Source organism: Novosphingobium malaysiense, assembly GCF_000802225.1.
Lineage (GTDB): Bacteria > Pseudomonadota > Alphaproteobacteria > Sphingomonadales > Sphingomonadaceae > Novosphingobium > Novosphingobium malaysiense.
This window is the reverse complement of the sequence record NZ_JTDI01000002.1, coordinates 547,936-569,524: the sequence shown is the minus strand read 5'-3', so window position 1 is coordinate 569,524 and position 21,589 is coordinate 547,936. Positions and strand designations below refer to the sequence as shown.

The following is a 21,589-nucleotide window of genomic DNA, read 5'->3' as shown; positions in this document are numbered from 1 at the left end:
TGCCCCTCTCCCAGAATTCAGGCCGCGACGGAGATATCCCGCCCGGCGCGCATATCATCGGCAAGATGCGCTTGGTCGGGGCAATCGGTCGGAATGTCCATTGTTTCCGCCAACTTCGCGAGATCGTTGTGCGCCCGCACGATTTCGGAGCGGGCCTCGATCAGACTTTTTTGCATGGCCGCGACGCGCGCCATCGGGCGCTGGCCGTGCACGGCAGCATCGAGCGCAGCCACCCGAGCTCGGGCGAGTTCGGTAAGGAGTTCGCCGGCCTTGGCAAGCAGTTCATCCAGATCATCCTCGACCGACTTGATGTTGCGTGCGATCCGCATGCTGGCAATTTCAGGGGTCATAATCTTCGCCTCCAGCGGCACCAGGGCGCCAATTCCAGGTCGAAGGCTATGCTCGGTTCCGGTCTCGAAACTACCGACCGTTCAGATCAGTCTCCCGAGAACCTCGGCAATCGCCAGCGAAGACGCCAGCGTCAAAGCCATTATCAGCGCCAGGACGAGAACCGCAGCGACGCGGCCAAATCGCCCGAACCTTGCATCGAAAGCCTCCAGGCCTTTCGGTCGCGTGTCCAGGTGTTCGTACCAGTCCCGAGGCCGACCATAGGCGGAGGCATCGGAAAGGACGAAAACCGGATCGACCGGCAGGTCCTGTCCACCGTCCTTCCCGTTCCTTTCCTCCTGGTCGACACGTGAAAAACCACATGTGGTTTTGCCACATTGCTCCAGCAGCCATGCATAGCGGCGGGCCGTATCCTTGCGGTTGGTGGTTCCCCACTTGTCGCGTACGGCATTGATCCGCTGGTCGACAGTGTTCGGTGCAATGGAAAGCTCGCGCGCGATCTCCTTGGTAGTGCGGTGCATGACCAGCAGATCAAGCACTTCGACCTGCTTGGCAGTCAGGCTTTCCAGTTGCTTCAATGCTTGGGCATCATCGGTCACGACTTCAAAGACTCATTCTGTTCCGTCCGAAAATACGGCATCGGCCGCGCATCACCAATCGGATACTGCGTAGCCGCAAAGCCACTGAACGATCGATAACTAGCCTTGCTTACTATTAGCGCCTGCAACGGTTTCGTGAAGCCCATGTTTCTTGATGCAATGGCGCAGCTGGTCGTAGGTGAGGCCGGTGGCGGCAGCGGCGCGGCGCTGATTCCACCGGTGACGGTCGAGCGCATCGAGCAGCAGACTGCGTTCGAAAGCCTCCACCGCAGCCTTCAGATCCTGCGGGATCTCACGGGAAACGTTGCCGACTTCTCGTGTCATGGCGCGCTGTCCACCGGCAGAGGGCGACGATGCCTTCGCCGGCTGTTCATCGTCTGCCCGCCAGGGATTTTCGAAGGGATCGAAGATGATTTCGCCGATCGGCGCATCGTCGCGCCCCCAACGATAGACTGCGCGCTCGACGACATTGCGCAGTTCGCGCACGTTGCCCGGCCAGTCGTGCGCGGCGAGAACGGCCAGGGCAGCTTCGGAAAATCCCGGCCAGCCGCCCCACTCCAGTTCGCTCGCCATGCGGCGCCCGTAATAGTCGGCCAGTTCGTGGACGTCGCCTTCCCTGGCGCGCAGCGGCGGCAGGGTAATGACCTCGAAGCTGAGGCGATCGAGCAGGTCTGCACGAAAGGTACCCTCTTCGGCCATGCGCGGAAGGTCGGCGTTGGTCGCAGCGACGATCCGAACGTCCACCGTGACCGGTCGGGACGAACCGATCCGCACGACCTCGCCGTATTCGATGGCGCGCAGGAGCCGCTCCTGCGCCGCCATCGAAAGGTTGCCGAGTTCGTCGAGAAAGAGCGTTCCCCGGTCCGCTTCCTCGAAGCGGCCGGCGCGTGCGCGGGTCGCGCCCGTGAAGGCGCCGGCTTCATGCCCGAACAGTTCGGCCTCGATCAGGGTTTCCGGCAGGGCCGCGCAGTTCAGCGTGACCAGCGGCTCCCCCCAGCGCGGCGAGAGGCGATGCAGGCGCTGGGCGATCAGTTCCTTGCCGGTCCCGCGCTCGCCGATCACCAGGACCGGACGGCGCACCGGCGCGGCGAGGCTGGCCCGCTCCACCGCATCGAGGAAGGCCATCGACTGGCCGATGAACTGAACGTCCCGCTCCATTCCCAATAGTTAGCAATTTTCGCTATTTATTGGCAATTCATCTTTTTGTCGCCGACCGCGCGTCGAGAAAAATCGCCTGAAAACTGCGCAATATCCGATTTGGCACGCGGTTTGCGATGTCAGCGGCAAGACACGAATTGAGGAATTTGAGGGAACAACGCCATGCCACAGTGCAACGCCAACGCTTCAAGCCAGCCCCAGGTCCGGTCCACGATGGCCCGCACCAAGCTGGACTGGGCCATCATCATCAGCCTGCTGGCGATGGGCGCGTTCAACCTCCTGGTCATGGCCGACCAGTTCGGCGCCACCAAGGCCTATGCCGCCGCACCCGCCGTATGCGGAGTACCCCTGGCATGAGCAGGCTCGACGCCGAGATTGAAATTGTGCAGACTTCGGATCGTGCAGGCCAGGCCAAGGCTCTCCCGTTCATGGCTGCCAACGATATGGACCATCACACCGGCGCCGCCAGCTTTCGCCCGACCTACAAAAAAGGAAACATCAGGATGGGTATCTTCTCCCGCACCCGCGATATCGTAGCCGCCAACTTCAACGACTTGCTCGACAAGGCGGAAGACCCGGCAAAGATGATCCGCCTGATCATCCTCGAAATGGAGGAAACCCTCGTCGAGGTTCGTACCAGCAGCGCGCGCACCATCGCCGATCAGAAGGAACTGCGTCGCCACGTCACCAAGCTCGACAAGCTGCAGTCCGACTGGTCGGAAAAGGCGCAACTCGCGCTGAGCAAGGACCGCGAGGACCTGGCCCGCGCCGCTCTGCTCGAACGCAAGAAGGCAGCCGACATGGCCGAGCAGCTCAAGGCGGAAATCGCCGTGCTCGACGATGCCCTGCGCGCCTACGAGGAGGATATCGAGAAACTGCAGAGCCGCCTGCGCGAGGCCCGCAGCCGCCAGTCATCCATCGCTGCACGCTTGCAGAGCGCCGAAAACAGGGTCAAACTGCGCACCCTGCTCTCGAGCGAGCGCGTGGACGACGCAATGGCACGGTTCGATCAGCTCGAACGGCGTGTCGACTATGCCGAAGGCCGGGCGGAGGCGATGAACCTTGCCGACAATCGCCAGCCGACACTTGCCGACGAGATCGCCGCGCTTGCCGATGGCGACAAGATCGAGGCGGAACTCGCCGAGATGAAGCGTGCAATGGGCGCCAGCGACACGGCCAAGCCGCAGTCCGGCGAAGCAAAGTCTGAATAATAGCGGTGCAAGCCTGCGTCCCGGAGGCTAGCACCGCCCGCGATGGGCAAAGGCCGGGAAGTCTGTTTTTCAAGGGAAGGGAAAACCAGTGTCACGCGGACCATTCTATCTCGACAAGTCGAATGCCAAGATGGCGGGCGTATGTGCCGGCATCGCTGATTATACCGGTGTCGACGCCCTGTGGATCCGGCTAGCCGCCGTCTTTCTGACGATCTGGGTCTCGTTCATCACCATCCCGATCTATATCGCGGTTGCCGTGCTGGCCGATAATCGCCCGATGGCGCTCTATAGCGAGGCCGAAGAAGAACGCCTGCTGCGCCGCATGGAACGCCGCCGCCAGCAGCGCGGCATGGTCACATCGCGCTCCAGGCGCCTGCGTGCGGACATGTCCGACCTCGATCGCCGCATTGCCGACATGGAAGCGCACTACACCAGCAGCAGCAGCTCGCGCCTGGCGGCCGAGATCGACAGCTTGCGCTGAGGCGGGCTGACAGGGGAACGACATGGACACCGGATCACTTGCACTGCTCATCCCGCTGGCCCCCTTCCTGATCGCCGGCCTCGCCATCTGGACCAAACACCAGCGGCGCATGGTCGAACTGCAGGCAGAAGCCACGGCGGAAAAGGCCGCGCAATACGCCTCGCACAGCCGCGAACTGGAAGAACGCGTACGCGTGCTGGAACGCATCATAACCGACGGTGGCTACGACACCGCGCTGCAGATCGAAGCCTTGCGCGACCAGCGTGCGGTGGAGGAAGGCGCGGCCGGCGAACGCGAGAAGACCGTCAACTGACGACACGACTTGGCCTGGACCGATATAGGGGCCTGCCGGACGCAGGTGCCCCGGCGGGCCCCACGAAGGAAACTCCGTAATGACTCCCGAAGACGTGGTCGGCCTGCTGGTTTTGATGACGGCGCTCATCGCCATCGTCTCGATCCTGGCAGGGACCTACAAGCGCAGGCTGGCCTTCAAGGAACGTGAACTCGAGATCATGGCGAGCCAGACGGCTGAGAAGGCCGCCCAATATGCCACCCAGAATACGGAACTGGAAAATCGCGTGCGTGTTCTCGAGCGCATCATTACAGATGGTGGCGGCAGTGACGTCGCCCGACAAATAGAAGCACTGCGCGACATCGAACCGACCGAGGTTACCACGCAATGAGTTTCTGGACTGCCGTCGTCGTTCTCTTCGCAATCGCGTGCGTCACCTGGTTGCGCACGCAGAAGTATCGCGCCCTGGGCAACAAGCGCGGCGACTACGATCACACCGCGCGCGAACACGAACTGGAGCGTGAGGTCGAGGAAATGCGCAAGCGCATAGCGGTGCTCGAGCGCATCGCCACCGACGAACAGCGCGGCAAGGACCTCGCGCGCGAGATCGAATCCCTTCGCGATTGATAGGCGCGGTGCCGGTCAGGGCATTCGCGCATCCAGCTCCGCCAGCCACACGGCGGCACTGGCATCGGAAGGCGCCCGCCAGTCGCCCCGCGGGCTGAGCGCACCGCCGGAGGAAACCTTGGGGCCGTTGGGAATCGCCGAACGCTTGAACTGGCTGAAGGCGAAGAATCGCTGCAGGAACTTCTCCAGCCACATGCGCACCGCCGCCAGGTCGTATTCGTTCTTGCGACTGTCGGGAAACCCTGCCGGCCAGGTGCCGGCCGACGCCTGCTTCCAGGCATGCCAGGCCAGAAACGCCACCTTTGACGGCTTCTGCCCGAAGCGCATCACGTGGTGGAGGAAGAAGTCGTTGAGTTCGTAGGGGCCAATCTTGGCTTCGGTACTCTGGATCTCCCCGTCTTCGCCTGCAGGCACCAGTTCCGGCGATATTTCGGTATCGAGGATCGCGAGCAGCACGGCGTCTGTCTCGTCGTCGAACTGGTCACCGCGCGCGCACCAGCGGATCAGGTACTGGATCAGCGTCTTGGGCACACCCGAATTGACAGCGTAGTGGCTCATCTGGTCGCCCACGCCGTACGTACACCAGCCCAGCGCCAGTTCGGACAGGTCTCCCGTACCGATCACGAAGCCGTGATGCTGGCTGGCGAGCCGGAAAAGGTAATCGGTGCGCAGCCCGGCCTGCACGTTCTCGAACGTCACGTCGTAGACCGGCTCGCCGCCCGCGAAGGCGTGGCCGATGTCCTCGAGCATGCGCGTGGCGGCAGGACGGATGTCGATTTCCTCCGCCGTGATCCCCACCGCTTCCATCAGCTTCCACGCATTGGACCTGGTGCCCTCGCTGGTTGCGAAGCCGGGCATGGTGTAGCCGCGGATGAAGCTGCGGGGCAGCCCGAGCCGGTCGCAGGCCTTGGCAGCGACGATGAGCGCATGGGTGGAATCGAGCCCGCCCGACACGCCGATCACCATCGATTGCGAATGCGTCGATTCAAGCCGCCGCATCAGGCCATCGACCTGGATGTTGAACGCCTCATAGCAATCGGCATCCAGCCGGTCGGCCCGGTCGGGCACGAAAGGAAAGCGGCTGACCGGGCGGATCAGCCCGATCGCGCCACCATGGGGTGCGTGGCGGAATGCCACGGTGCGGAATGTTTCTTCCGGACGTCCCGCCGCTTCGGCGGCATCGTTGTAGGTGGGGATGCGCAGGCGATCCATGACGATCCGCTCGCAATCGATGTCCGCGACGCATTGCTCGGGATGGAGGGAAAAGCGCTCGGACTCGGCCAGCAGGTCGCCCAGTTCGTAGATCACGCCCTGCCCGTCCCAGGCCAGATCGGTGGTACTCTCGCCGTGTCCGGCGGCGCAATAGACATAGGCCGACGCCGTGCGCGCCGATTGCGAGCGGCACAGCATGTGCCGCTCGTCAGACTTGCCGATCACGATGTTCGAGGCGGACAGGTTGCACAGGATCGTCGCCCCGGCGAGCGCACCCAGCGAACTGGGCGGGGTCGCGGCCCAGAAATCCTCGCAGATCTCGATGAAGAACCGGAAATGCGGCAGGACTTCGGAGGCGAATACGAGGTCGGTACCGAAGGGGACGTCATGTCCGTTCACGCGGATGGTTTCGCCGCGCAAAGACTTGCCACTGGCGAACCAGCGCTTCTCGTAGAACTCGCGGTAATTGGGGAGATAGGACTTGGGCACCACGCCCAGCAGCTTGCCGTGGGCAATGGCCAGCGCGCAGTTGTAGAGCCGCCCCTTGTGCATCAGCGCCGCGCCCACGAGCAGGACCGGCGAAAGATCGGCACTGGCCTTCACAATCTCGCCGACCGCCGCCTCGACCGCCTCGATCATCGCGCCCTGCAGGTGCAGATCGTCGATGGCATAGGAAGACAGGCACAGCTCGGGAAACACCAGCAAGTCCACGTGTGCCTCGTGCGCCCGGCGCGCCTCGGCCAGGACGGCATCGCGGTTGAACGCGACATCGGCCGTGCGGACCTGCGGAGTGGACGTGGCGACGCGCACGAACCCGTGTTCATGCATGGCGTAGAAGGGGTGGGCAGTCGTCTCGGTCAAAGGTTCAGGGCCTCTTCGAACAATTGCAATGCCGCCTCCAGTGCCGCTCGCCGCACGCCCGCGCGGCCGATGGCACCGAAGTGCGCTTCCCGGTGCAGTACAGCAAAGCCGTGGCGCGCACAGGCAAAATGCACAAGCCCTTCCTCGTCGTCCACGCCGCCGGGCCCGGCAAACCCGGTAATGGCGAGCGCCACGTCGCCCCGCGAACCGTTCAGCGCGCCGAGCGCCATCGCTTCGGCCACTTCCCGGCTGACCGCGCCGCAGGCATCGACCATGCGCCGCTCGATCGCCAGCAGTTCGCACTTGGCATCGGCGGAATAGGCAACGATGCCGCGTTCGAACACGTGGCTGCGGCTGGGCACATCGGTGAGCAGCGATGCCAGCATCCCGCCCGTGCAGCTTTCCGCCGTCACCAGCATCAGGCCGTTGTCATGGGCCAGGTCCAGAAGCGTCTCGGCCTGATCGATCACTGCGCGCGGCAAGGCCGGATCCAGTGCTTCCGCCATGTGTTCCTCTCTCCTGGCACTCACGCTTGCAGCAACAATGCTGCGGCAATGCCCCTGTTCCCGCGAAAGGCCTTGCCCTTGCCGGTCGCGACCCTAAATGGCTGAGACATGCGCAGCCTTGACGATATCCGCGAAGAGTACGAATTCCTTGACGGCGACGAACGCTACCGTCTCCTGATCGAACTGGGCCGCGAGCTCGACGAGATGCCCGACGCGCTCAAGACCGATGCCACCAAGGTACGCGGCTGCTCTGCAAGCGTCTGGGTCTATCCCACTGCCCGCGAAGACGGCACGCTGCACTTCCTGGCCGATAGCAATGCCGCAATCACCAAGGGCATCGTTTCCCTGGTCATCTCCGCGGTTCAGGACAAGCCGGCCGAAACCGTCGCCGAGACCGACATAGCCGCCGCACTCGAGCCGTTCGACCTGAAGAACCAGCTCTCGTCCAACCGCACGCAGGGCGTTCCCAACATGATCGCGCTGATCCGCGAAACCGCGGCCCGTTACGCGCAAGGGTCATGAAACGCCTCACCCGTCCGATGTGGCTGACGGGGGGCTTGTTCTTCACCGCGCTGGGAACGGTGGGCATCTTCCTGCCGCTGTTGCCCACCGTGGTGTTCTACCTGCTGGCGGCCTGGTGCTTCTCGAAAAGCCATCCGCATCTGGCGGAGAAACTCTACAACCACCCCAGCCACGGCCACCACTTGCGCGAATGGCGCGACCGGCGGGCGATCAGCCGCAAGGGCAAGGTAGCGGCGATCCTGGCCATGAGCGGCAGCATCGCCTTCGTCGGGCTGACGCTCGGCTGGCCATGGGTGCTGATCCCGGTGGTCGTTCTTGCAGTGATCGGCCCCTGGATCTGGACCCGCAACGAATAGGCGGACTCAGGCCTTCTTGGCGCCCGCCTTCGCCGCCTTGGCAGCGGCTGCCTCGGCCGCCATCTGGGGCGTATATTCGCCGCGGTGGCCGTTGCCATGGTCCAGCGTGCCGAACATCCAGTCGTAAAGCAGCGTGATCGTCGCGAAATTGCCGCCGGTGAAGCGCGCGTGGTGGTTGTGGTGCATCACCGAGACGTAGTTGAGATAGCGGAACGGGAAGCGGTCCGTCTCCCACAAGTCGTGGTTGTGCAAATTGATCTGGTTGAAGGCGATCCAGGTGATCACGATGGTGACGACGTGGAACTGCCCCATCAGGGCCGCGAGCACCGCGATCGAGGCGACATAGAGGCCCAGCCCGATCGCCACTTCCAGAGGGTGGATGAAGCTCGAATCGCCGCGGCAGGGATTGTGCTGGCGGTGATGGATCGCGTGCATCCACTTGAGCGGCCCGGCCCCGCCGAACAGCGCGCTGTCGTGAAACAGGAAGCGGTGCGTGAGGTAGTAGAAGAAGTCGTAGAACATGAGGATCACGACGATGTCGCGCACCACCCGCCACCAGGGCTGCGGCTCGGCCGTGAGGCAGAACGGCAGGATGACGCCGAAGATGAGGACCAGAAAAAGGATCGCCCACTTGCGGTTCCATTTCTGGTTCGCCGCGTAGCTCGGCTTTTCCATCTTGCGGCTGTAGGCATCGGCGTTGCGCTTCGCCTCCACCCGCAGGGCCGGCACGGCAAAGGCGATTACCTTGCCCAGCAAGACCATGGCGATGATGCCAAGGCCGGTGATCAGCGAAAGCTGCCAATGATAGTTGGCAAGAATCGTTGAAAATAAAGACGAGTTCATCGCAAATCCTGCTCTTTCTGCAAAACCGGGCGTCTGCCTGCGCCCTTCTCCCCTCTGTGAGCGACTAGGGCTCATAGCGGAAACGATGTTCTCAATCAATCGGAATAGTGTCGGACCGGGATCAGATCTCGGCGTGAATCTGCCCGTAGGCCAGCATTGCGAACAGCCCGGTGCCTCCGATGACGTTGCCGGCAAAAGTCGGCACGAGGTGGTCGGCAAACGCCTGGACAATGCCCATCCGGCCATCAACGACCAGCAGGAACATCTCCGTCGACCCGGCAATGACATGGGTGAATTCGCCCGCGGCGATAAGCCCTGTGAACAGCATGATCACCCAGAGCTCGAATCCCTTCGAACTGGGCAGCATCCACACCAGGGCAGCGATGAAGAACCCGGCGGGAATGCCCTTTACCAGCGCGATCATGCCGCTGGCCTCTGCGGCGTGCTGCGAGACATCAAGCATCGCGATGATGTGGCTCGAATATCCGGCTTCCGTCCCGCGCGTCACCGTAAGCACGACGAAAGCGGTGAGAGCCGTACCGATCAGGTTGGCGGTGAGCACGATCCCCCACAGACGCCCGGACCTTGCCAGCCTGCGCCAGCTGGGTTCTGACAGCATCGGCAGCACGACGCTAAGCGTGTTTTCGGTAAAAAGCTGCAGGCGCGAGAGGATCACCAGCACGAAACCGACGGTATAACCAAGGCTGGCGATCAGGGCGCGATGCGGATGACCTGCAAACGAATCATAGAGCAGCGCCTGCGCATAGACGGATGAGGAAATTCCAACACCTGCCGCGATCCCCGACCACCAGAGCGACGAGGACGGACGCCGTAACTCTTCCTCGCCCTCGCGTCGAATGATCGAAAAGACGGTCAGCGCAGAAAGCCGGCTATGCTCGGTGACCTGGCGGCGTTCCTTGCGCGTCAGCGTGGCGGCGCTGCCCTCGATTTCACGCTCTGCGCTTTCGCGGACCGCCTTCTGTTCGGCTTTCTGCTCGGCCTTCTGCTCCGCCTTCTTTCCCGTATCGGGCGCCTTCTTTCCAGGCGCAGCACCATTTTCCGGTGCGGGGCTGTCGTGCACGATGCTCAATCTCCTGCGAGGTCGAGACGTGGAAACCCACCAAAACCCATGCGGTTTCCAGCCGCCTGCAACGCGCTGGCGCTATCGGTATATGCGCCTAACGCTCTATCAGGGCGGAAACGCGATGGAAAAACGGATGGTGGGGCGTCGCGCCCACTTCTATACTGTGAAAGATTCCGGTCCCCAGCGTGGGCAGCATCTTTGCCAGCACCTTGACGTCCTCACCATTGCGGACGTCGACGTGCAAACGCAGCTTCCCGTCGAATTCGATGCTGATCTTCGCATCCTTCGAGGTGTGCTCGCGCACCATGGCGCGGATTTTGGCCAACTCGTCCGATATCAAAGCTGGCTTCTGGCTGGGAAGATGTTCAACCGTCGACCTGTCTTCACTGCTATCACTCATGATCTGCCCCTCCGGTGCCTGCGTCATGCAATCCCTGCACTGGATATGGTGGACCAACGATGGTGCATTTGCAGGGCGCCCCTGTCCAGCCTCTTCGGCAAAGTCCACCATAGCGCCGCCGAGGACACGCCGGTTCAGTCGTTGACTGCATCGCGCAGCACGGCAATTCCGCGCTCGCGCTGAACGCGCAGTTCACGCTTCAGTTGCGCCGGATCGCGAGCGACCACGAACCCGAAGCTGACGCCGCCCTCCTTGCCGAGCGTGGCATGGTGGAGCTTGTGCGCCTGCACCAGCCGCTTGGCATAGCCGCGCTTGGGCACCCACCGGAAGTAGCGCTGGTGCACCAGTCCATCGTGAATCAGCGTATAGATCACCCCGTAGACCAGTACGCCCAGACCGATCCAGGTGCCGGGTGCCCAGGCCTTGCCGCCCATGACCAGCGGCGAACCGAGCGCGAACATGGAAATGCTGATCGCCGCACCGACCACAGCGTAAAGATCGTTCTTTTCCAGAACCTTGTCGTGCGGTTCGTGATGGTCGCGGTGCCAAGACCAGCCGAAGCCGTGCATCACGTACTTGTGGCTTGCCCAGGCGACGAATTCCATCGTGGTGACGGTGGCGAGCACGATTGCTATGGCGGCAAGCGGAGACATGCCTCGCCTATAGCACCGGCTGCGGGGCGCGCCTATCGGGGTTGTAGAGGGCCCGTGGGCAGCGTTGCGACGGCTTGCTCGAACAGCTCCGCGGTCTCGCGCGGCCGGCTGAGAAACGGCGAATGCGAGGCGTCGATCGTCAGCGGCTCGACCCCAAGTCGCTCGGCCGCCTGCGCACTCAACCAGGCTGGAGCTGCCCGATCCTGCAGACAGCGGATGTAGCTGCGCGGCAGATCCGCATGCCAGAAACGCGACAGGTGAACGGGCTCCTGGATGAAGCCGACGGGGGCCGGAGTCAGGCGTTCGAAAGCCCGTCGCGCCGTCTGCTCGTCGCAGTCATGATAGAAGAAAGCCCAGGTCTTCTCGAAATCGGCGCAGACCATGTTGCCGCGGCTGTCCGTGGCGATGAATTCCATCATGCCGGTGTCGTCGGTCATCAACTGCGTCCGGCCATCCTGCGCGACGTCCTCGGCAGGGCGGCCGCCACTGGCCTCGATAAGCGGTTTACCCTCGATCAGCAGTCCGGTTCCCAGGTAGATCAGGTGGCCAATCCGCTCCGGCACCGCATCCGCCGCCAGGGTGATGTCATAACCGCCGCCGGAATGCCCCACCAGTACGTCGCCGGCTTCGATGACGTCGACCAACGCCTGTTGCCGTGTCTTCAGGGTGACCTCTTCATCGACCCGGGCGCCGTGTCCGGGCAGATCGATGGCTATGGCCTCGTGTCCCAGCGCCTGAAGCTCCGGCACGACTCGTTCCCAGCACCATGCGCCGTGGAAGCCACCGTGAACCAGCACGAAACGCATCTCGCCCCCCCGATCTGGAATTGGCCTTCGGGCCGTTAGTCGGAAAGGAGTATGGGATGGCAGGTCGGGGGAGACAACCGGCAAACAGACACAGACATGCTCCTGCTGGGGGAGATTCATGCCTGCGTCTGCAAATTGCCTTTTGGCGCTCCCCCTCCCTTCGGGTCGCAGGAGGACAATAGCGCGTTCTTCGCGCGACTCTTAATTACAAATCCCGACATATCTGTGACCGACGAGTCTTCTGGCGTTCACGTTTCGCGCAATAAAAATGAACGAGCGAGGCCATCCCGCCCGTGAATCCAAGGAAGAAGACCATGCCTGCCCTGACTAGGTTTATCGCGCCCGCCCTTGCTGCCACACTCGCGCTGGGAGCCGTGGCGCCCGCCCACGCCGCTGCGCCCCACGAAAAGGCTCGCCGTGAACAGGCCACCCGCTACGCAGAGAGCCACCGCCACGAACCCCGCTACGCTGCTTCGCGCGGCGCAATGGTGCGTGCGGACATGCAGACCCTGCATCGCGACATCGACCGGGCCTCTGCGCGCCGCGTAATCTCCAGACGTGAAGCAGCCGGCCTGCACCGGCAAGCTGCCGGAATCCAGCGCCTCCACGCCAGCTACGTCCGCGGCGGGCTCGACCGCCACGAGCTACGCACCCTGCAACGCAAGATCGAACGCGTTCGCGCCGCCATCCATGCGCAGCGCCACGAGCGCGATCGCCACCGCCACTGATCGGCCGCACCACATAATTGCGTGAAACGGCGTGCTCGTACCGCTTGAATTGCGGAGCGGGCACGCCTAATCGCGCCTCTGTTATGACCACGAACCCGCGCACCTTGTACCAGAAGATCTGGGACGCCCACGTCGTCGACACGCGCGACGACGGTACCTGCCTCATCTATATCGACCGGCATATCGTCCACGAAGTGACGAGCCCGCAGGCCTTCGAGGGCCTTCGCGCTGCCGGCCGCACGGTGCGCCGCCCGGACCTTACCCTCGCGGTTCCAGACCACAACCTGCCCACGACCGCGCGCCGCGACGCGCAGGGCAATGTCCTGCCCATCGCCGATCCGCAGAGCGCGACGCAGCTTGCCGCCCTGCGTCAGAACGCGCCGGAATTCGGCATCCGCTACATCGACGCGACCGACCGCGAACAGGGCATCGTCCACGTCGTCGGCCCCGAGCAGGGTTTCTCGCTACCCGGCGCGACGATCGTCTGCGGCGACAGCCACACCGCCTGCCACGGCGGCATCGGCGCGCTGGCCTTCGGTATCGGCACGACCGAGGTCGAGCACGTGCTGGCGACACAGACCTTGCTGCTCAAGCAATCGAAGACCATGGAAGTGCGCGTCGAGGGCAAGCTCGGTGCCGGCGTCACGCCCAAGGACGTGATCCTCCACGTCATCGGCGTGATCGGCACGGCGGGCGGCACCGGCTACGTCATCGAGTACCGCGGCAACGTGTTCGAGGAAATGTCGATCGAAGGACGCCTCACCGTGTGCAACATGTCGATCGAGGGCGGTGCCCGCGCCGGCCTCGTCGCGCCCGATGAAAAGACCTTCGAATACCTTAAGGGCCGTCCCTACACACCGACCGGCGAGGATTGGGACAAGGCCGTCGCCTGGTGGACGAGCCTGGCCACCGACGAAGGTGCCAGCTTCGACAAGTCCGTCTCGATCCGGGCGGAAGACATCCAGCCCACCGTCACCTGGGGCACCAGCCCTGAGGACGTGTCCGGCATCGGCGGCGTGGTCCCTGCCCCCGAGGATTTCGCCGATGCGTCCAAGCGTGACGCCGTCAAGGTGAGCCTCGACTACATGGGCCTGACGCCCGGCACGAAGCTGACCGATGTCGCGGTCGAGAACGTCTTCATCGGTTCGTGCACCAACAGCCGCATCGAGGACATTCGCGCCGCTGCCGAAGTGCTCAAGGGCCGCAAGAAGGCGAACAACGTGAAGTGGGCCATCGTCGTGCCCGGTTCCGGTCTCGTCAAGGAACAGGCCGAGGCCGAGGGGCTCGACAAGATCATCACCGATGCCGGTCTGGAATGGCGTGAGCCGGGCTGCTCGGCCTGCCTCGCGATGAACCCGGACAAGGTGCCCCCGGGCGAGCGCTGCGCCTCGACCAGCAACCGCAACTTCACCGGGCGCCAGGGCCCGGGCAGCCGCACCCACCTGATGAGTCCCGCAATGGCCGCGGCCGCGGCCGTGACCGGCAAGCTGACAGACGTGCGCGAACTGGTAGGATAACGATCATGGCAGACGAAACCGATACCTCGCTGGCCGGAAAGGCCGCCATTGCCGCCGGGGCCGCGATCGGCTCGGCCGCCATCGCAGCCGCCCTGCTCTTCGTGAAACGGCGCAAGGAGCGCAATGTCTCCGACGTAAAGCCCAACCATCCCGAAGACGCGCCCGAGACCGATTGATGGAACCGATCAACCACGTTGCCGGCCGCGCCATCCCGTTCGGCCGCAAGAACGTCGACACCGACGTCATAATCCCTGCGCACTGGCTCAAGACCATCACCCGCGAAGGCCTCGGCGAGGGCGCCTTCGAGGCGGTGAAGAAGGAACCGGGCAACGTCTTTACCGACCCCGAGTTCGCCGGGGCGCCGATCCTGATCGCGGGCGACAATTTCGGCTGCGGCTCCTCGCGCGAGCATGCCGCCTGGGCCCTGCTCGACATGGGCGTGACCTGCGTGATCGCACCGAGCTTTTCCGACATCTTCTCGGGCAATGCCTTCAAGAACGGGATCCTCACCGTCGCCCTTCCGCAGGAGGCGATCGACCGGCTGATGGAAGTCGCCAGGACCGATCCGATCGACATCGATCTGGAAACGCAGACCGTCACCACCCCGTTTCAGGACCGTTTCACCTTCGACATCGACCCGTTCCGCAAGCACTGCCTTGAAAACGGCCTCGACGAAGTGGGCCTGACGATGGCGCAGGCGGATGCGATCGGCGCCCACGAGGCGAAGGCCAAGGTGGACCTGCCGTTCCTGGCCCGCACGCCGGCCACGGTGAACTGAACCGCCCGGGCAAGGCGCAAACCGGACCCGACGCAGGCACCCCGCGATGGCGATTGCGGCGCTGCCTGTTGCGAATCGGGATTGAACCGGATCAATGCGCGCCGTATCGCGGTTGGTTGAAGAAGGGGGCCCAGACCGTCTGGGATCGAATCAGTCGAGGACTTTCGATGACGAGTTTTCAGGACCGTGAACGCGCAGAAGAAGCCAAGTTCGCGCATGATGCCGATACGCAGTTCCGCATTCAGGCCCGCCGCAACCGTCTGGTCGGCGAATGGGCGGCGGAACGCATGAAGCTGTCTCAGGCCGAAACCGAAGCCTATGCCAAGGCCGTGGTGCAGGCCGATTTCGAGGAAGCGGGTGACGAAGACGTGATCCGCAAGCTGCTGGGCGACCTGACGGCCGCCGGCGTGGAGACCTCAGAAGCCGAAGTGCGCGCCGCGCTCGAAGCCAAGCAGGTCGAAGCGCGCCGCGCTTTCCTCGGCGAAGCCTGAGACGATACCGGGCCCGGCACCGCCGGGCCTGCCACACTAGATCCGGAGCCCCGCCATGGCGATGCCCGCCAGCGAGATCGAATCCCTTATCCGCGCGGCCCTGCCCGATGCGCAGGTATCGATCACCGACCTTGCCGGAGACGGCGACCACTATGCAGCCCATGTCGTTTCGGCCGCCTTTGCCGGCAAGCCGCGCGTAGCCCAGCACAAGATGGTCTACGAAGCGCTGGGCGGACGCATGGGCGGCGAACTCCACGCCTTGCAACTGACGACCGCCGTACCCAACTGACGACAGGAACACACAAGAAGGCCCCCTACCCATGTCCGACGTCAACACCCGCATCGGCGAGATTGTAAACAAAAACGACATCGTCCTGTTCATGAAGGGAACCCCGCTGTTCCCACAGTGCGGCTTTTCCAGCCGCGCCGTCGCGATGCTTGAGCACCTGAACGTGCCCTACGAGAGCGTCGACGTGCTGCAGGACATGGACATCCGCCAGGGCATCAAGGTCTATTCCGACTGGCCCACCATCCCGCAGCTCTACGTGAAGGGCGAATTCGTGGGCGGCAGCGACATCATGATGGAAATGTTCGAAGCCGGTGAACTCCACCAGCTGATGGCCGACGCCGGCATCGCTGCGCAAGGCTGACCACCGCCTCACAATATGGATTGAAGGGCCCGGAAAGCATCGCCTTTCCGGGCCTTTTTCATGCGCGGACGGAGAACATTCGGCCCGCTGCGGCAACTGAGGTGTGGGAAGGCTGTTTCGGGGAGGCGGGGCCGGGAGACTGGGTCGGCCCCGCCTCTATCGAGACTGCTTTGGGGTACGCAATCATATAAGCACGACCCGTGCCAGTTTTGATTTTTCCCGGTTTTCCGAGGATCCTGGCAATAGGCCTGAATTGTAAACCGACGGTGTTGTAAAACTTTCCGACATTGCCGTGCCGCGGGCGGCACAACTTTTCCACTTGCCTGCAGGGCGCTGTCGAGCGAGAGGCCGTTGCATGCCGCCAACTGCCCCATCCCATCTGCCCATGCCTGCCGATGCCCCCGCGGTCGTTCCGGCCGCAACCGTGGTCATCTTCCGCAATGCCGCAGAAGGCCGGCCTCCCGAGCTCCTGATGGTAAAGCGCTCGCGCGAAATGCGCTTTGCCGGCGGCGCAGCAGTCTTTCCGGGCGGACGCGTCGACCCGGCGGACTACGAACTCGCCCGCAAGCTCCTGCCCGAGGAGCCGGAAGAGATCGCCGCGGCCCGCATCGCCGGAATTCGCGAAACGCTGGAAGAAACCGGCCTGATGATCGCCACACGCGCTCCGGTGAGCGCCGCCCAAGCCGCAGCAGGGCGCCGGATGCTGCTCGAGACCGGTAAGCTTGCCCCGGTCCTTGCGCACTTCGGCTGGGAATTGCAGCCGGAGACGCTCTCATTCTTCGCGCACTGGTGCCCTCTGCGAGACAAGGCATTCGACACGCGCTTCTTCGTGACCAACCTCGGCACGGGCCTGGTCGACATTGCGGTCGACGCGACGGAGAACACCCACCTGTTCTGGGCCAGCGCCAGCGACGCCCTAGCGATGGCCGATCGCGGCGAGATCAGCGTCATCTTCCCCACCCGCCGCAATCTCGAACGGCTCGCGCAGTACGGCACCTACGAAGAGGCGCTGAAGGACATCGCGGCACACCCGGTGGCGCGCGTCCATCCTGGCTCGGAGCAGCGCGACGAGGAAGAATGGATCGTCATCCCCGATGGACACGGCTACCCGGTGCGAGGCCAGACAAAGGCCTCGGCGCTGCGCGGTTGACCCTTCCTACGCCGGCGCGGCTGCGGGACCTTCCACCTTCGGGCCTGTCGCTCCGTAGAGCCCCAGCAACACCGCGAGGACGAAGAAGGCAGCGATTGCGGCGATGGCCAGATCGTAGCTGCCCGTCGTCGTGTAGGCCCGGGCCGAGCCGACGACGGCAAGCGCGATGAACGGCAAGCCGATCAGCGTATTGAGCCCGAAGCCGCGGCTGTAGCTGGCCTGTCCGAAGGTATCGGAAATGCCGCGACCCAGGGTCGGGATTGCGCCGGCGCCGTGCATGCCGATCAGGCCCACGACGACCGCCGTGACCGCGAAAGGTGGATGCTGCAGGAGAACAAGCCAGAGGATCGCGCAGTTGAACCCGATCAGGGCCAGTGACCGGCCGCCTCCCAGCTTGTCTGCGACCCAGCCGAACAGGATCGAGCCGACGATGCCGACCAGCGACATGATCGACTGCAACAGCGCAGCATCGGGACGGGTAAAGCCCCAGGACATGCCCATGGGAACGAGCAGGGAACCAAGCAGGACCGAACTCGTCATGCTGGCGATCGCGGCGAGGCAAAGGGCCCAGAATCGCGGCCGCGCAAGCAACTGTGCAATGCTGAAGGACCCGTCCGCAGTGCGCTTTTCCTCCGGTTCCGGCGCCACTGTTTCGGCGTTCGGCGGATGGTCCACGGTAAACAGGATGAGCGGCACCAGCAGCACTGCGGAAACCGTGCCGATCGCCGCATAGAGCGTGGTCGGCGCATAGTGGCCGAGCGCGCGTTCGAGTGCCCACGGCACGATGGCAATGACGATCGGCAAGTGGACCAGCCCCAGCGCCAGGCCACGGTTGCGATGGAACCATCGCGTCACCAGCGTGGCCGGTCCGATCGATCCGGCAAGTGACATCGCCGGGCCGAAACACAGGCCATAGGCGACGAGGTAGAGGGCATAGCTGCTGGTCGTGGCGAGCACGAAATACCCCGCAACCGTCAGCAATGCGCCGAGCATCAGCAGGAGGCGGAGCGAAAGCTTTGCGATCAGCACGCCCACGAAGGGCGCCAGGATCGACGAGCCGACGAGGACAAGCGGAATACCGACTGCCGCCTCTTCGCCTGTAACGCCCAGCCTCTGCTCGACCGAGGCGAGCATGAGCCCGAACGAGCCCATGACGGTACCGATGACGACATTATGCGAGACACCGGCAATCACCCCCATGCGCACGGCGAGGGGATGATTTGGAGCGTCCCCTATGGGGGCAGCGGAATGGGCCAAGTCGTTCTCTCCCGAAACCTTCGATGAACCGGTCTTCATGCCGGTTGTATACGAAATGCCGAGTGTGATGCGAAAGCGCGTACTTGACCAGTGTTTATCCGCCATACCGAAACGGAATTCGCAGGCGCGACGTTTTCATGGCCCGACTTGCATTCGGGGAGGTTGCAACCGTCCTCGCGCAAGCTCCCTAAGATGAGCTCGCTTTAGGGAAGGCGGAGTTGGCTCATCGCGCGGGCCGCAACATCACCGACCGCAAGCGTGCCAGATCCGCATCGGTAAAGCCCAGAACCTGCTTCATGTAACCGGCAGAACCACCGTAAGCCGCATCGAGGTATGCAAAGAACTGCGCCAAATGCGATTGTCCGCCCGGCGTATACAATGGCTCTGCCTTGGCGCCCTTTTCCGGATACGACCTGGCATAGTGCTGGGCGATCGGGTTATCGGGATATTCGGCCGCGTCGAACCGCGGCATTTCCCAGTAGGGACGCCGCAGTTCGGTCGACAGGTGATAGTCGGCCAGGATCGTCTCCCGGTCCACGCCCAGCATGTCGTAGAGCAAGGCCGTCGCCACTCCGGTGCGGTCCTGGCCGGCCGAGCAGTGATAGAGCACGGCACCGGCACCATCGCCTTCGGCCATGATCTGGCGATAGAGCGAGCGGTATTGCGGGGCCAACAGCTTTTCCATGCCCTCGTAGATGTGCTCGCCCTTGCGCGCCATCATCGGCCCCATCAGCGCCTTGATGCTGTAGTCGTTGGAAACGAACAGGGCGCCTTCCCGGTCGTCGATGGTATCGGGGTTGATCTGCCGTTCCTCAAGCGAGCGCAGATCGACAACGGTACCGATGCCGAGCTGATCGACCAGCGCAAGATCGCCTTCAGTCAGCAGCGGCTGCGCGCCGGACCGGAAGGCCTTGCCCCACCGCACGACGTGACCGTCTTTCGTGACATAGCCACCGATGTCGCGGAAGTTGCTGCCCTGCTCCAGCGGCATCACGCGCTCGGCGGCCACGCGGACACTGCCGTCGGCACCCTTGAGTATCAGGTATTCCCGCTTCGAACCGGGCAGGTCGATGTCCAGCTTGCGCGCCGTGGTCGCCTCGGCGACGCGGCTGTCCGATTCATCGAGGCGCGTGTCGCTGCTCAGCCATATCGTCACGGGATGCGCGTCGTCCCGCTCGAGCTCGACCCGATTGGAATCGATACGTGTCACCGTCACTTGCTCGCGCGCTTCGGCGCCGGAAGCGGCAAAAATCGCAATGGCCAGGACACCGGAAAGGGCGGTACGCATCGGATGGATCTCCCAATCGTTCACACACAGCTACACGTGTGGTGCCGCGCAATCAGCGACCCGTCTAGCGCCCCGTCACGGCAGTTGCGAGACGGGTCGGCCGCTTGCCGCCGCGGCGATGAAAAAGCCGCGTTTCTCGTCAGCCGGCGAAGAGATCGGCGTACTGTTCGCGCAGCAGCTTTTTCTGGATCTTGCCCATCGTATTGCGCGGCAACGATTCCATCGTGAGGATCATCTTGGGCACCTTGAAGGCCGCCAGATCCTTGCGCAGTTCCTCGCGCACGGCATCGGCATCGAAGGCACCGACCGGCTGAACCACGGCAACCACGGCCTCGCCGAAGTCGGGATGCGGCACGCCGATCACCGCCGCTTCGCCGACATCCTCTCTATCGTCGAGCAGCGCTTCCACTTCGGCCGGATAGACATTGAGCCCGCCGGAAATGATCAGGTCCTTCTCGCGCCCGACAAGCTGGACGTAGCCGTCGGCATCGATGAAGCCCATGTCGCCGGTGATGAAATAGCCATCCGGGCGGAACTCGGCAGCGGTCTTTTCCGGCATCTGCCAGTAGCCCTTGAAGACGTTCGGGCCCTTCACCTCGACAATACCGACTTCGCCCTGCGGCAGGACCTTGCCCGTCTCGAACTCGGCAATGCGCAGCGACACGCCCGGAAGCGGCGGCCCGACGAAGCCTGCGCGGCGCTCACCGTCATAGGGGTTGGACGTAAGCATCCCGGTCTCGGTCATGCCGTAGCGTTCGAGCACGCGATGCCCGCTGCGCTGTTCGAAGGCGCGGTGGATGTCGGCTGAAAGCGGGGCCGAGCCGGAAATGAACAGCCGCATGTTGGCCGCGCTCTCGCGCGTGAAGGCGGGATCGGCCAGCAGGCGGATGTAGAAGGTCGGCACGCCCATGAGCACGGTGCTGTCTGCCATGAGCTCGATCACGCGGCCGCTTTCGAACTTGGGCAGGAACACCATCGAGGCGCCGGAAAACAGCACGCAGTGCACCGCGATGAACAGGCCGTGGACATGGAAGATCGGCAAGGCATGGATCAGCCGGTCCTCCGACGTGAACCGCCAGAAATCGATCAGCATCTCTCCATTGGACGCCAGATTGGCCTGCGTGAGCATCGCCCCCTTCGGCTTGCCCGTCGTGCCCGAGGTGTAGAGGATCGCCGCGACGTCGTCGCTTGCGCGCGGAACCGGCGGGGCTTCGGCCTCGGGCAGCTCGGCGAAGAGCTGCGCCAGTGTCGTGACCTGCATCGCGCCGCCGCCGATCCGCCCGAAAAGATCGACCGACTGGTCGCGGCAGACCGCCAGCACCGGCGTCGCATCGGTAGCGAAGTAGTCGAGTTCGCTTTCGGTGTAGTCGATATTGAGCGGCAGGTAGATCGCACCGGCCCGGATCGTCGCGAAATAGAGGATCAGCGTCTCGACACTCTTGTCCGTCTGCACCAACACCCGCTCGCCAGCCGCGACGCCCAGTGCCTGCAGTCGGCCTGCCAGCCGCCCGGCCATCGCCGCGATCTCGCCGTAGGTCCAGGCGCGCGCACCGTCCTCGACGAGGACACTGTCGCTGAAGCGCTCGAAGCTCTGCGCAAAGCGTGAATAGAGATCGCCAGACACTGTATCGCTTCTCCCCAAATCCTGTCCTCACTTCAAAAGGCCCCAGCCGATGCCAGCCGAAGCGATCTCGAAGGTTTGAGACGACGGACCGGTCGTTAGGAGATTTTGGGCGGGGCGGCAAACGGTTGGCACCTGCAAGCGGGAGGC

At 63.8% G+C, this 21,589-nt stretch carries 29 protein-coding genes; 16 read left to right on the top strand and 13 right to left on the bottom strand.

Annotated features, from left to right (window positions below):
- Positions 1-17: 17 nt before the first annotated feature.
- From LK12_RS07640 to pspF, 3 genes are all read right to left on the bottom strand, one after another.
- Positions 18-371, bottom strand: coding sequence for a hypothetical protein (locus LK12_RS07640; protein ID WP_231568270.1), 354 nt, complete (start codon positions 369-371; stop codon positions 18-20).
- Positions 372-431: 60 nt separating this feature from the next.
- On the bottom strand, positions 432-947 hold the full coding sequence (locus tag LK12_RS07635) for a helix-turn-helix transcriptional regulator (RefSeq protein ID WP_039281294.1): 516 nt from the start codon (positions 945-947) through the stop codon (positions 432-434).
- A gap of 99 nt (positions 948-1,046) precedes the next feature.
- The gene (gene pspF / locus LK12_RS07630; protein ID WP_039281291.1) at positions 1,047-2,105 is read right to left on the bottom strand and encodes a phage shock protein operon transcriptional activator; all 1,059 of its coding nucleotides are present in this window, start codon (positions 2,103-2,105) and stop codon (positions 1,047-1,049) included.
- 162 nt (positions 2,106-2,267) lie between these two features.
- Between pspF and LK12_RS07625 the strand changes: the two genes are divergently transcribed.
- From LK12_RS07625 to LK12_RS07600, 6 genes are all read left to right on the top strand, one after another.
- Positions 2,268-2,462, top strand: coding sequence for a hypothetical protein (locus LK12_RS07625; RefSeq protein ID WP_039281288.1), 195 nt, complete (start codon positions 2,268-2,270; stop codon positions 2,460-2,462).
- Entirely contained in the window at positions 2,459-3,316 is an 858-nt protein-coding gene (pspA, locus tag LK12_RS07620; protein WP_039281285.1) for a phage shock protein PspA, read from the top strand. Before LK12_RS07625 ends, pspA begins: the two co-directional genes overlap by 4 nt.
- An 88-nt stretch (positions 3,317-3,404) precedes the next feature.
- The gene (locus tag LK12_RS07615) at positions 3,405-3,797 is read left to right on the top strand and encodes a PspC domain-containing protein (RefSeq protein ID WP_039281282.1); all 393 of its coding nucleotides are present in this window, start codon (positions 3,405-3,407) and stop codon (positions 3,795-3,797) included.
- A gap of 22 nt (positions 3,798-3,819) precedes the next feature.
- Positions 3,820-4,110 carry a hypothetical protein gene (locus LK12_RS07610; RefSeq protein ID WP_039281279.1) on the top strand — a complete coding sequence of 97 codons (291 nt, stop codon included), beginning with the start codon at positions 3,820-3,822 and terminating at the stop codon, positions 4,108-4,110.
- 79 nt (positions 4,111-4,189) lie between these two features.
- A complete protein-coding gene (locus LK12_RS07605; protein ID WP_039281276.1) occupies positions 4,190-4,480 on the top strand; it encodes a hypothetical protein in 291 nt (96 codons plus the stop codon).
- Complete coding sequence (locus LK12_RS07600; protein ID WP_039281272.1) at positions 4,477-4,716, top strand: hypothetical protein; 240 nt, start codon at positions 4,477-4,479, stop codon at positions 4,714-4,716. Before LK12_RS07605 ends, LK12_RS07600 begins: the two co-directional genes overlap by 4 nt.
- Positions 4,717-4,731: 15 nt before the next feature.
- Here the strand turns inward: LK12_RS07600 and LK12_RS07595 are convergent, their stop codons facing one another.
- Positions 4,732-6,756 (bottom strand): NAD(+) synthase, encoded by a 2,025-nt coding sequence (locus LK12_RS07595; protein ID WP_052223273.1) that lies wholly within the window; start codon positions 6,754-6,756, stop codon positions 4,732-4,734.
- A gap of 29 nt (positions 6,757-6,785) precedes the next feature.
- Positions 6,786-7,295 carry a CinA family protein gene (locus LK12_RS07590; RefSeq protein WP_039281266.1) on the bottom strand — a complete coding sequence of 170 codons (510 nt, stop codon included), beginning with the start codon at positions 7,293-7,295 and terminating at the stop codon, positions 6,786-6,788.
- 108 nt (positions 7,296-7,403) lie between these two features.
- Here LK12_RS07590 and LK12_RS07585 point away from each other — a divergent pair, with 108 nt between their 5' ends.
- Entirely contained in the window at positions 7,404-7,817 is a 414-nt protein-coding gene (locus LK12_RS07585) for a SufE family protein (protein WP_039281263.1), read from the top strand.
- A complete protein-coding gene (locus tag LK12_RS07580; protein WP_039281261.1) occupies positions 7,814-8,173 on the top strand; it encodes a YbaN family protein in 360 nt (119 codons plus the stop codon). The genes LK12_RS07585 and LK12_RS07580 overlap by 4 nt, the downstream gene beginning before the upstream one ends.
- 6 nt (positions 8,174-8,179) lie before the next feature.
- Here the strand turns inward: LK12_RS07580 and LK12_RS07575 are convergent, their stop codons facing one another.
- The 5 genes from LK12_RS07575 to LK12_RS07555 form a co-directional block, all read right to left on the bottom strand.
- Positions 8,180-9,016: a sterol desaturase family protein gene (locus tag LK12_RS07575; RefSeq protein WP_082010404.1), complete on the bottom strand. Its 837-nt coding sequence runs from the start codon at positions 9,014-9,016 to the stop codon at positions 8,180-8,182.
- A gap of 121 nt (positions 9,017-9,137) precedes the next feature.
- Positions 9,138-10,097 carry a formate/nitrite transporter family protein gene (locus LK12_RS07570; protein ID WP_082010403.1) on the bottom strand — a complete coding sequence of 320 codons (960 nt, stop codon included), beginning with the start codon at positions 10,095-10,097 and terminating at the stop codon, positions 9,138-9,140.
- Positions 10,098-10,194: 97 nt separating this feature from the next.
- Positions 10,195-10,527, bottom strand: a complete 333-nt coding sequence (locus tag LK12_RS25130; protein ID WP_231568269.1) for a hypothetical protein — start codon at positions 10,525-10,527, stop codon at positions 10,195-10,197.
- A 107-nt stretch (positions 10,528-10,634) separates the two neighbouring features.
- Positions 10,635-11,153 (bottom strand): sterol desaturase family protein, encoded by a 519-nt coding sequence (locus LK12_RS07560; RefSeq protein ID WP_039281257.1) that lies wholly within the window; start codon positions 11,151-11,153, stop codon positions 10,635-10,637.
- A 32-nt stretch (positions 11,154-11,185) separates the two neighbouring features.
- Positions 11,186-11,959, bottom strand: coding sequence for an alpha/beta fold hydrolase (locus tag LK12_RS07555; RefSeq protein WP_039281254.1), 774 nt, complete (start codon positions 11,957-11,959; stop codon positions 11,186-11,188).
- A 314-nt stretch (positions 11,960-12,273) separates the two neighbouring features.
- On the opposite strand from LK12_RS07555, the gene LK12_RS07550 reads away from it, so the two are divergent.
- The 8 genes from LK12_RS07550 to LK12_RS07520 all read left to right on the top strand — a co-directional run bounded on the left by LK12_RS07550 (position 12,274) and on the right by LK12_RS07520 (position 17,273).
- Positions 12,274-12,687 carry a hypothetical protein gene (locus LK12_RS07550; RefSeq protein WP_039281252.1) on the top strand — a complete coding sequence of 138 codons (414 nt, stop codon included), beginning with the start codon at positions 12,274-12,276 and terminating at the stop codon, positions 12,685-12,687.
- A gap of 83 nt (positions 12,688-12,770) precedes the next feature.
- Positions 12,771-14,204, top strand: a complete 1,434-nt coding sequence (gene leuC, locus LK12_RS07545; protein WP_039281248.1) for a 3-isopropylmalate dehydratase large subunit — start codon at positions 12,771-12,773, stop codon at positions 14,202-14,204.
- Positions 14,205-14,209: 5 nt separating this feature from the next.
- Positions 14,210-14,380 carry a hypothetical protein gene (locus LK12_RS24900; RefSeq protein ID WP_197063486.1) on the top strand — a complete coding sequence of 57 codons (171 nt, stop codon included), beginning with the start codon at positions 14,210-14,212 and terminating at the stop codon, positions 14,378-14,380.
- A complete protein-coding gene (gene leuD / locus LK12_RS07540) occupies positions 14,380-14,982 on the top strand; it encodes a 3-isopropylmalate dehydratase small subunit (RefSeq protein ID WP_039281245.1) in 603 nt (200 codons plus the stop codon). Before LK12_RS24900 ends, leuD begins: the two co-directional genes overlap by 1 nt.
- Positions 14,983-15,149: 167 nt before the next feature.
- A complete protein-coding gene (locus LK12_RS07535) occupies positions 15,150-15,473 on the top strand; it encodes a DUF1476 domain-containing protein (protein WP_039281241.1) in 324 nt (107 codons plus the stop codon).
- A gap of 55 nt (positions 15,474-15,528) precedes the next feature.
- Positions 15,529-15,762 carry a BolA family protein gene (locus LK12_RS07530; RefSeq protein WP_039281238.1) on the top strand — a complete coding sequence of 78 codons (234 nt, stop codon included), beginning with the start codon at positions 15,529-15,531 and terminating at the stop codon, positions 15,760-15,762.
- A gap of 31 nt (positions 15,763-15,793) precedes the next feature.
- Entirely contained in the window at positions 15,794-16,123 is a 330-nt protein-coding gene (gene grxD / locus LK12_RS07525) for a Grx4 family monothiol glutaredoxin (RefSeq protein ID WP_039281236.1), read from the top strand.
- 355 nt (positions 16,124-16,478) lie between these two features.
- A complete protein-coding gene (locus LK12_RS07520) occupies positions 16,479-17,273 on the top strand; it encodes an NUDIX hydrolase (protein WP_039281233.1) in 795 nt (264 codons plus the stop codon).
- A 6-nt stretch (positions 17,274-17,279) separates the two neighbouring features.
- Here LK12_RS07520 and LK12_RS07515 read toward each other — a convergent pair whose 3' ends face one another.
- From LK12_RS07515 to LK12_RS07505, 3 genes are all read right to left on the bottom strand, one after another.
- Complete coding sequence (locus LK12_RS07515) at positions 17,280-18,569, bottom strand: MFS transporter (protein WP_231568268.1); 1,290 nt, start codon at positions 18,567-18,569, stop codon at positions 17,280-17,282.
- Between the two features lie 184 nt (positions 18,570-18,753).
- Complete coding sequence (locus LK12_RS07510; RefSeq protein WP_039281230.1) at positions 18,754-19,818, bottom strand: tyrosine-protein phosphatase; 1,065 nt, start codon at positions 19,816-19,818, stop codon at positions 18,754-18,756.
- 139 nt (positions 19,819-19,957) lie between these two features.
- A complete protein-coding gene (locus LK12_RS07505; protein ID WP_039281226.1) occupies positions 19,958-21,442 on the bottom strand; it encodes an AMP-binding protein in 1,485 nt (494 codons plus the stop codon).
- Between the last annotated feature and the right edge of the window lie 147 nt (positions 21,443-21,589).

What these genes read in the sequence shown, in the direction of transcription:
- LK12_RS07515 (WP_231568268.1), bottom strand. Translation starts at nt 18,569, where the DNA reads ATGAAGACCGGTTCATCGAAGGTTTCGGGAGAGAACGACTTGGCCCAT.
- LK12_RS07560 (WP_039281257.1), bottom strand. Translation starts at nt 11,153, where the DNA reads ATGTCTCCGCTTGCCGCCATAGCAATCGTGCTCGCCACCGTCACCACG.
- leuD (WP_039281245.1), top strand. Translation starts at nt 14,380, where the DNA reads ATGGAACCGATCAACCACGTTGCCGGCCGCGCCATCCCGTTCGGCCGC.
- grxD (WP_039281236.1), top strand. Translation starts at nt 15,794, where the DNA reads ATGTCCGACGTCAACACCCGCATCGGCGAGATTGTAAACAAAAACGAC.
- LK12_RS07550 (WP_039281252.1), top strand. Translation starts at nt 12,274, where the DNA reads ATGCCTGCCCTGACTAGGTTTATCGCGCCCGCCCTTGCTGCCACACTC.
- LK12_RS07595 (WP_052223273.1), bottom strand. Translation starts at nt 6,756, where the DNA reads ATGCATGAACACGGGTTCGTGCGCGTCGCCACGTCCACTCCGCAGGTC.
- LK12_RS07580 (WP_039281261.1), top strand. Translation starts at nt 7,814, where the DNA reads ATGAAACGCCTCACCCGTCCGATGTGGCTGACGGGGGGCTTGTTCTTC.
- LK12_RS07535 (WP_039281241.1), top strand. Translation starts at nt 15,150, where the DNA reads ATGACGAGTTTTCAGGACCGTGAACGCGCAGAAGAAGCCAAGTTCGCG.
- LK12_RS07555 (WP_039281254.1), bottom strand. Translation starts at nt 11,959, where the DNA reads ATGCGTTTCGTGCTGGTTCACGGTGGCTTCCACGGCGCATGGTGCTGG.
- LK12_RS07605 (WP_039281276.1), top strand. Translation starts at nt 4,190, where the DNA reads ATGACTCCCGAAGACGTGGTCGGCCTGCTGGTTTTGATGACGGCGCTC.
- LK12_RS07510 (WP_039281230.1), bottom strand. Translation starts at nt 19,818, where the DNA reads ATGCGTACCGCCCTTTCCGGTGTCCTGGCCATTGCGATTTTTGCCGCT.
- LK12_RS07575 (WP_082010404.1), bottom strand. Translation starts at nt 9,016, where the DNA reads ATGAACTCGTCTTTATTTTCAACGATTCTTGCCAACTATCATTGGCAG.
- pspA (WP_039281285.1), top strand. Translation starts at nt 2,459, where the DNA reads ATGAGCAGGCTCGACGCCGAGATTGAAATTGTGCAGACTTCGGATCGT.
- LK12_RS07625 (WP_039281288.1), top strand. Translation starts at nt 2,268, where the DNA reads ATGCCACAGTGCAACGCCAACGCTTCAAGCCAGCCCCAGGTCCGGTCC.
- LK12_RS07590 (WP_039281266.1), bottom strand. Translation starts at nt 7,295, where the DNA reads ATGGCGGAAGCACTGGATCCGGCCTTGCCGCGCGCAGTGATCGATCAG.
- LK12_RS07600 (WP_039281272.1), top strand. Translation starts at nt 4,477, where the DNA reads ATGAGTTTCTGGACTGCCGTCGTCGTTCTCTTCGCAATCGCGTGCGTC.
- LK12_RS24900 (WP_197063486.1), top strand. Translation starts at nt 14,210, where the DNA reads ATGGCAGACGAAACCGATACCTCGCTGGCCGGAAAGGCCGCCATTGCC.
- LK12_RS07520 (WP_039281233.1), top strand. Translation starts at nt 16,479, where the DNA reads ATGCCGCCAACTGCCCCATCCCATCTGCCCATGCCTGCCGATGCCCCC.
- LK12_RS07585 (WP_039281263.1), top strand. Translation starts at nt 7,404, where the DNA reads ATGCGCAGCCTTGACGATATCCGCGAAGAGTACGAATTCCTTGACGGC.
- LK12_RS07610 (WP_039281279.1), top strand. Translation starts at nt 3,820, where the DNA reads ATGGACACCGGATCACTTGCACTGCTCATCCCGCTGGCCCCCTTCCTG.
- leuC (WP_039281248.1), top strand. Translation starts at nt 12,771, where the DNA reads ATGACCACGAACCCGCGCACCTTGTACCAGAAGATCTGGGACGCCCAC.
- LK12_RS07530 (WP_039281238.1), top strand. Translation starts at nt 15,529, where the DNA reads ATGGCGATGCCCGCCAGCGAGATCGAATCCCTTATCCGCGCGGCCCTG.
- LK12_RS25130 (WP_231568269.1), bottom strand. Translation starts at nt 10,527, where the DNA reads ATGACGCAGGCACCGGAGGGGCAGATCATGAGTGATAGCAGTGAAGAC.
- pspF (WP_039281291.1), bottom strand. Translation starts at nt 2,105, where the DNA reads ATGGAGCGGGACGTTCAGTTCATCGGCCAGTCGATGGCCTTCCTCGAT.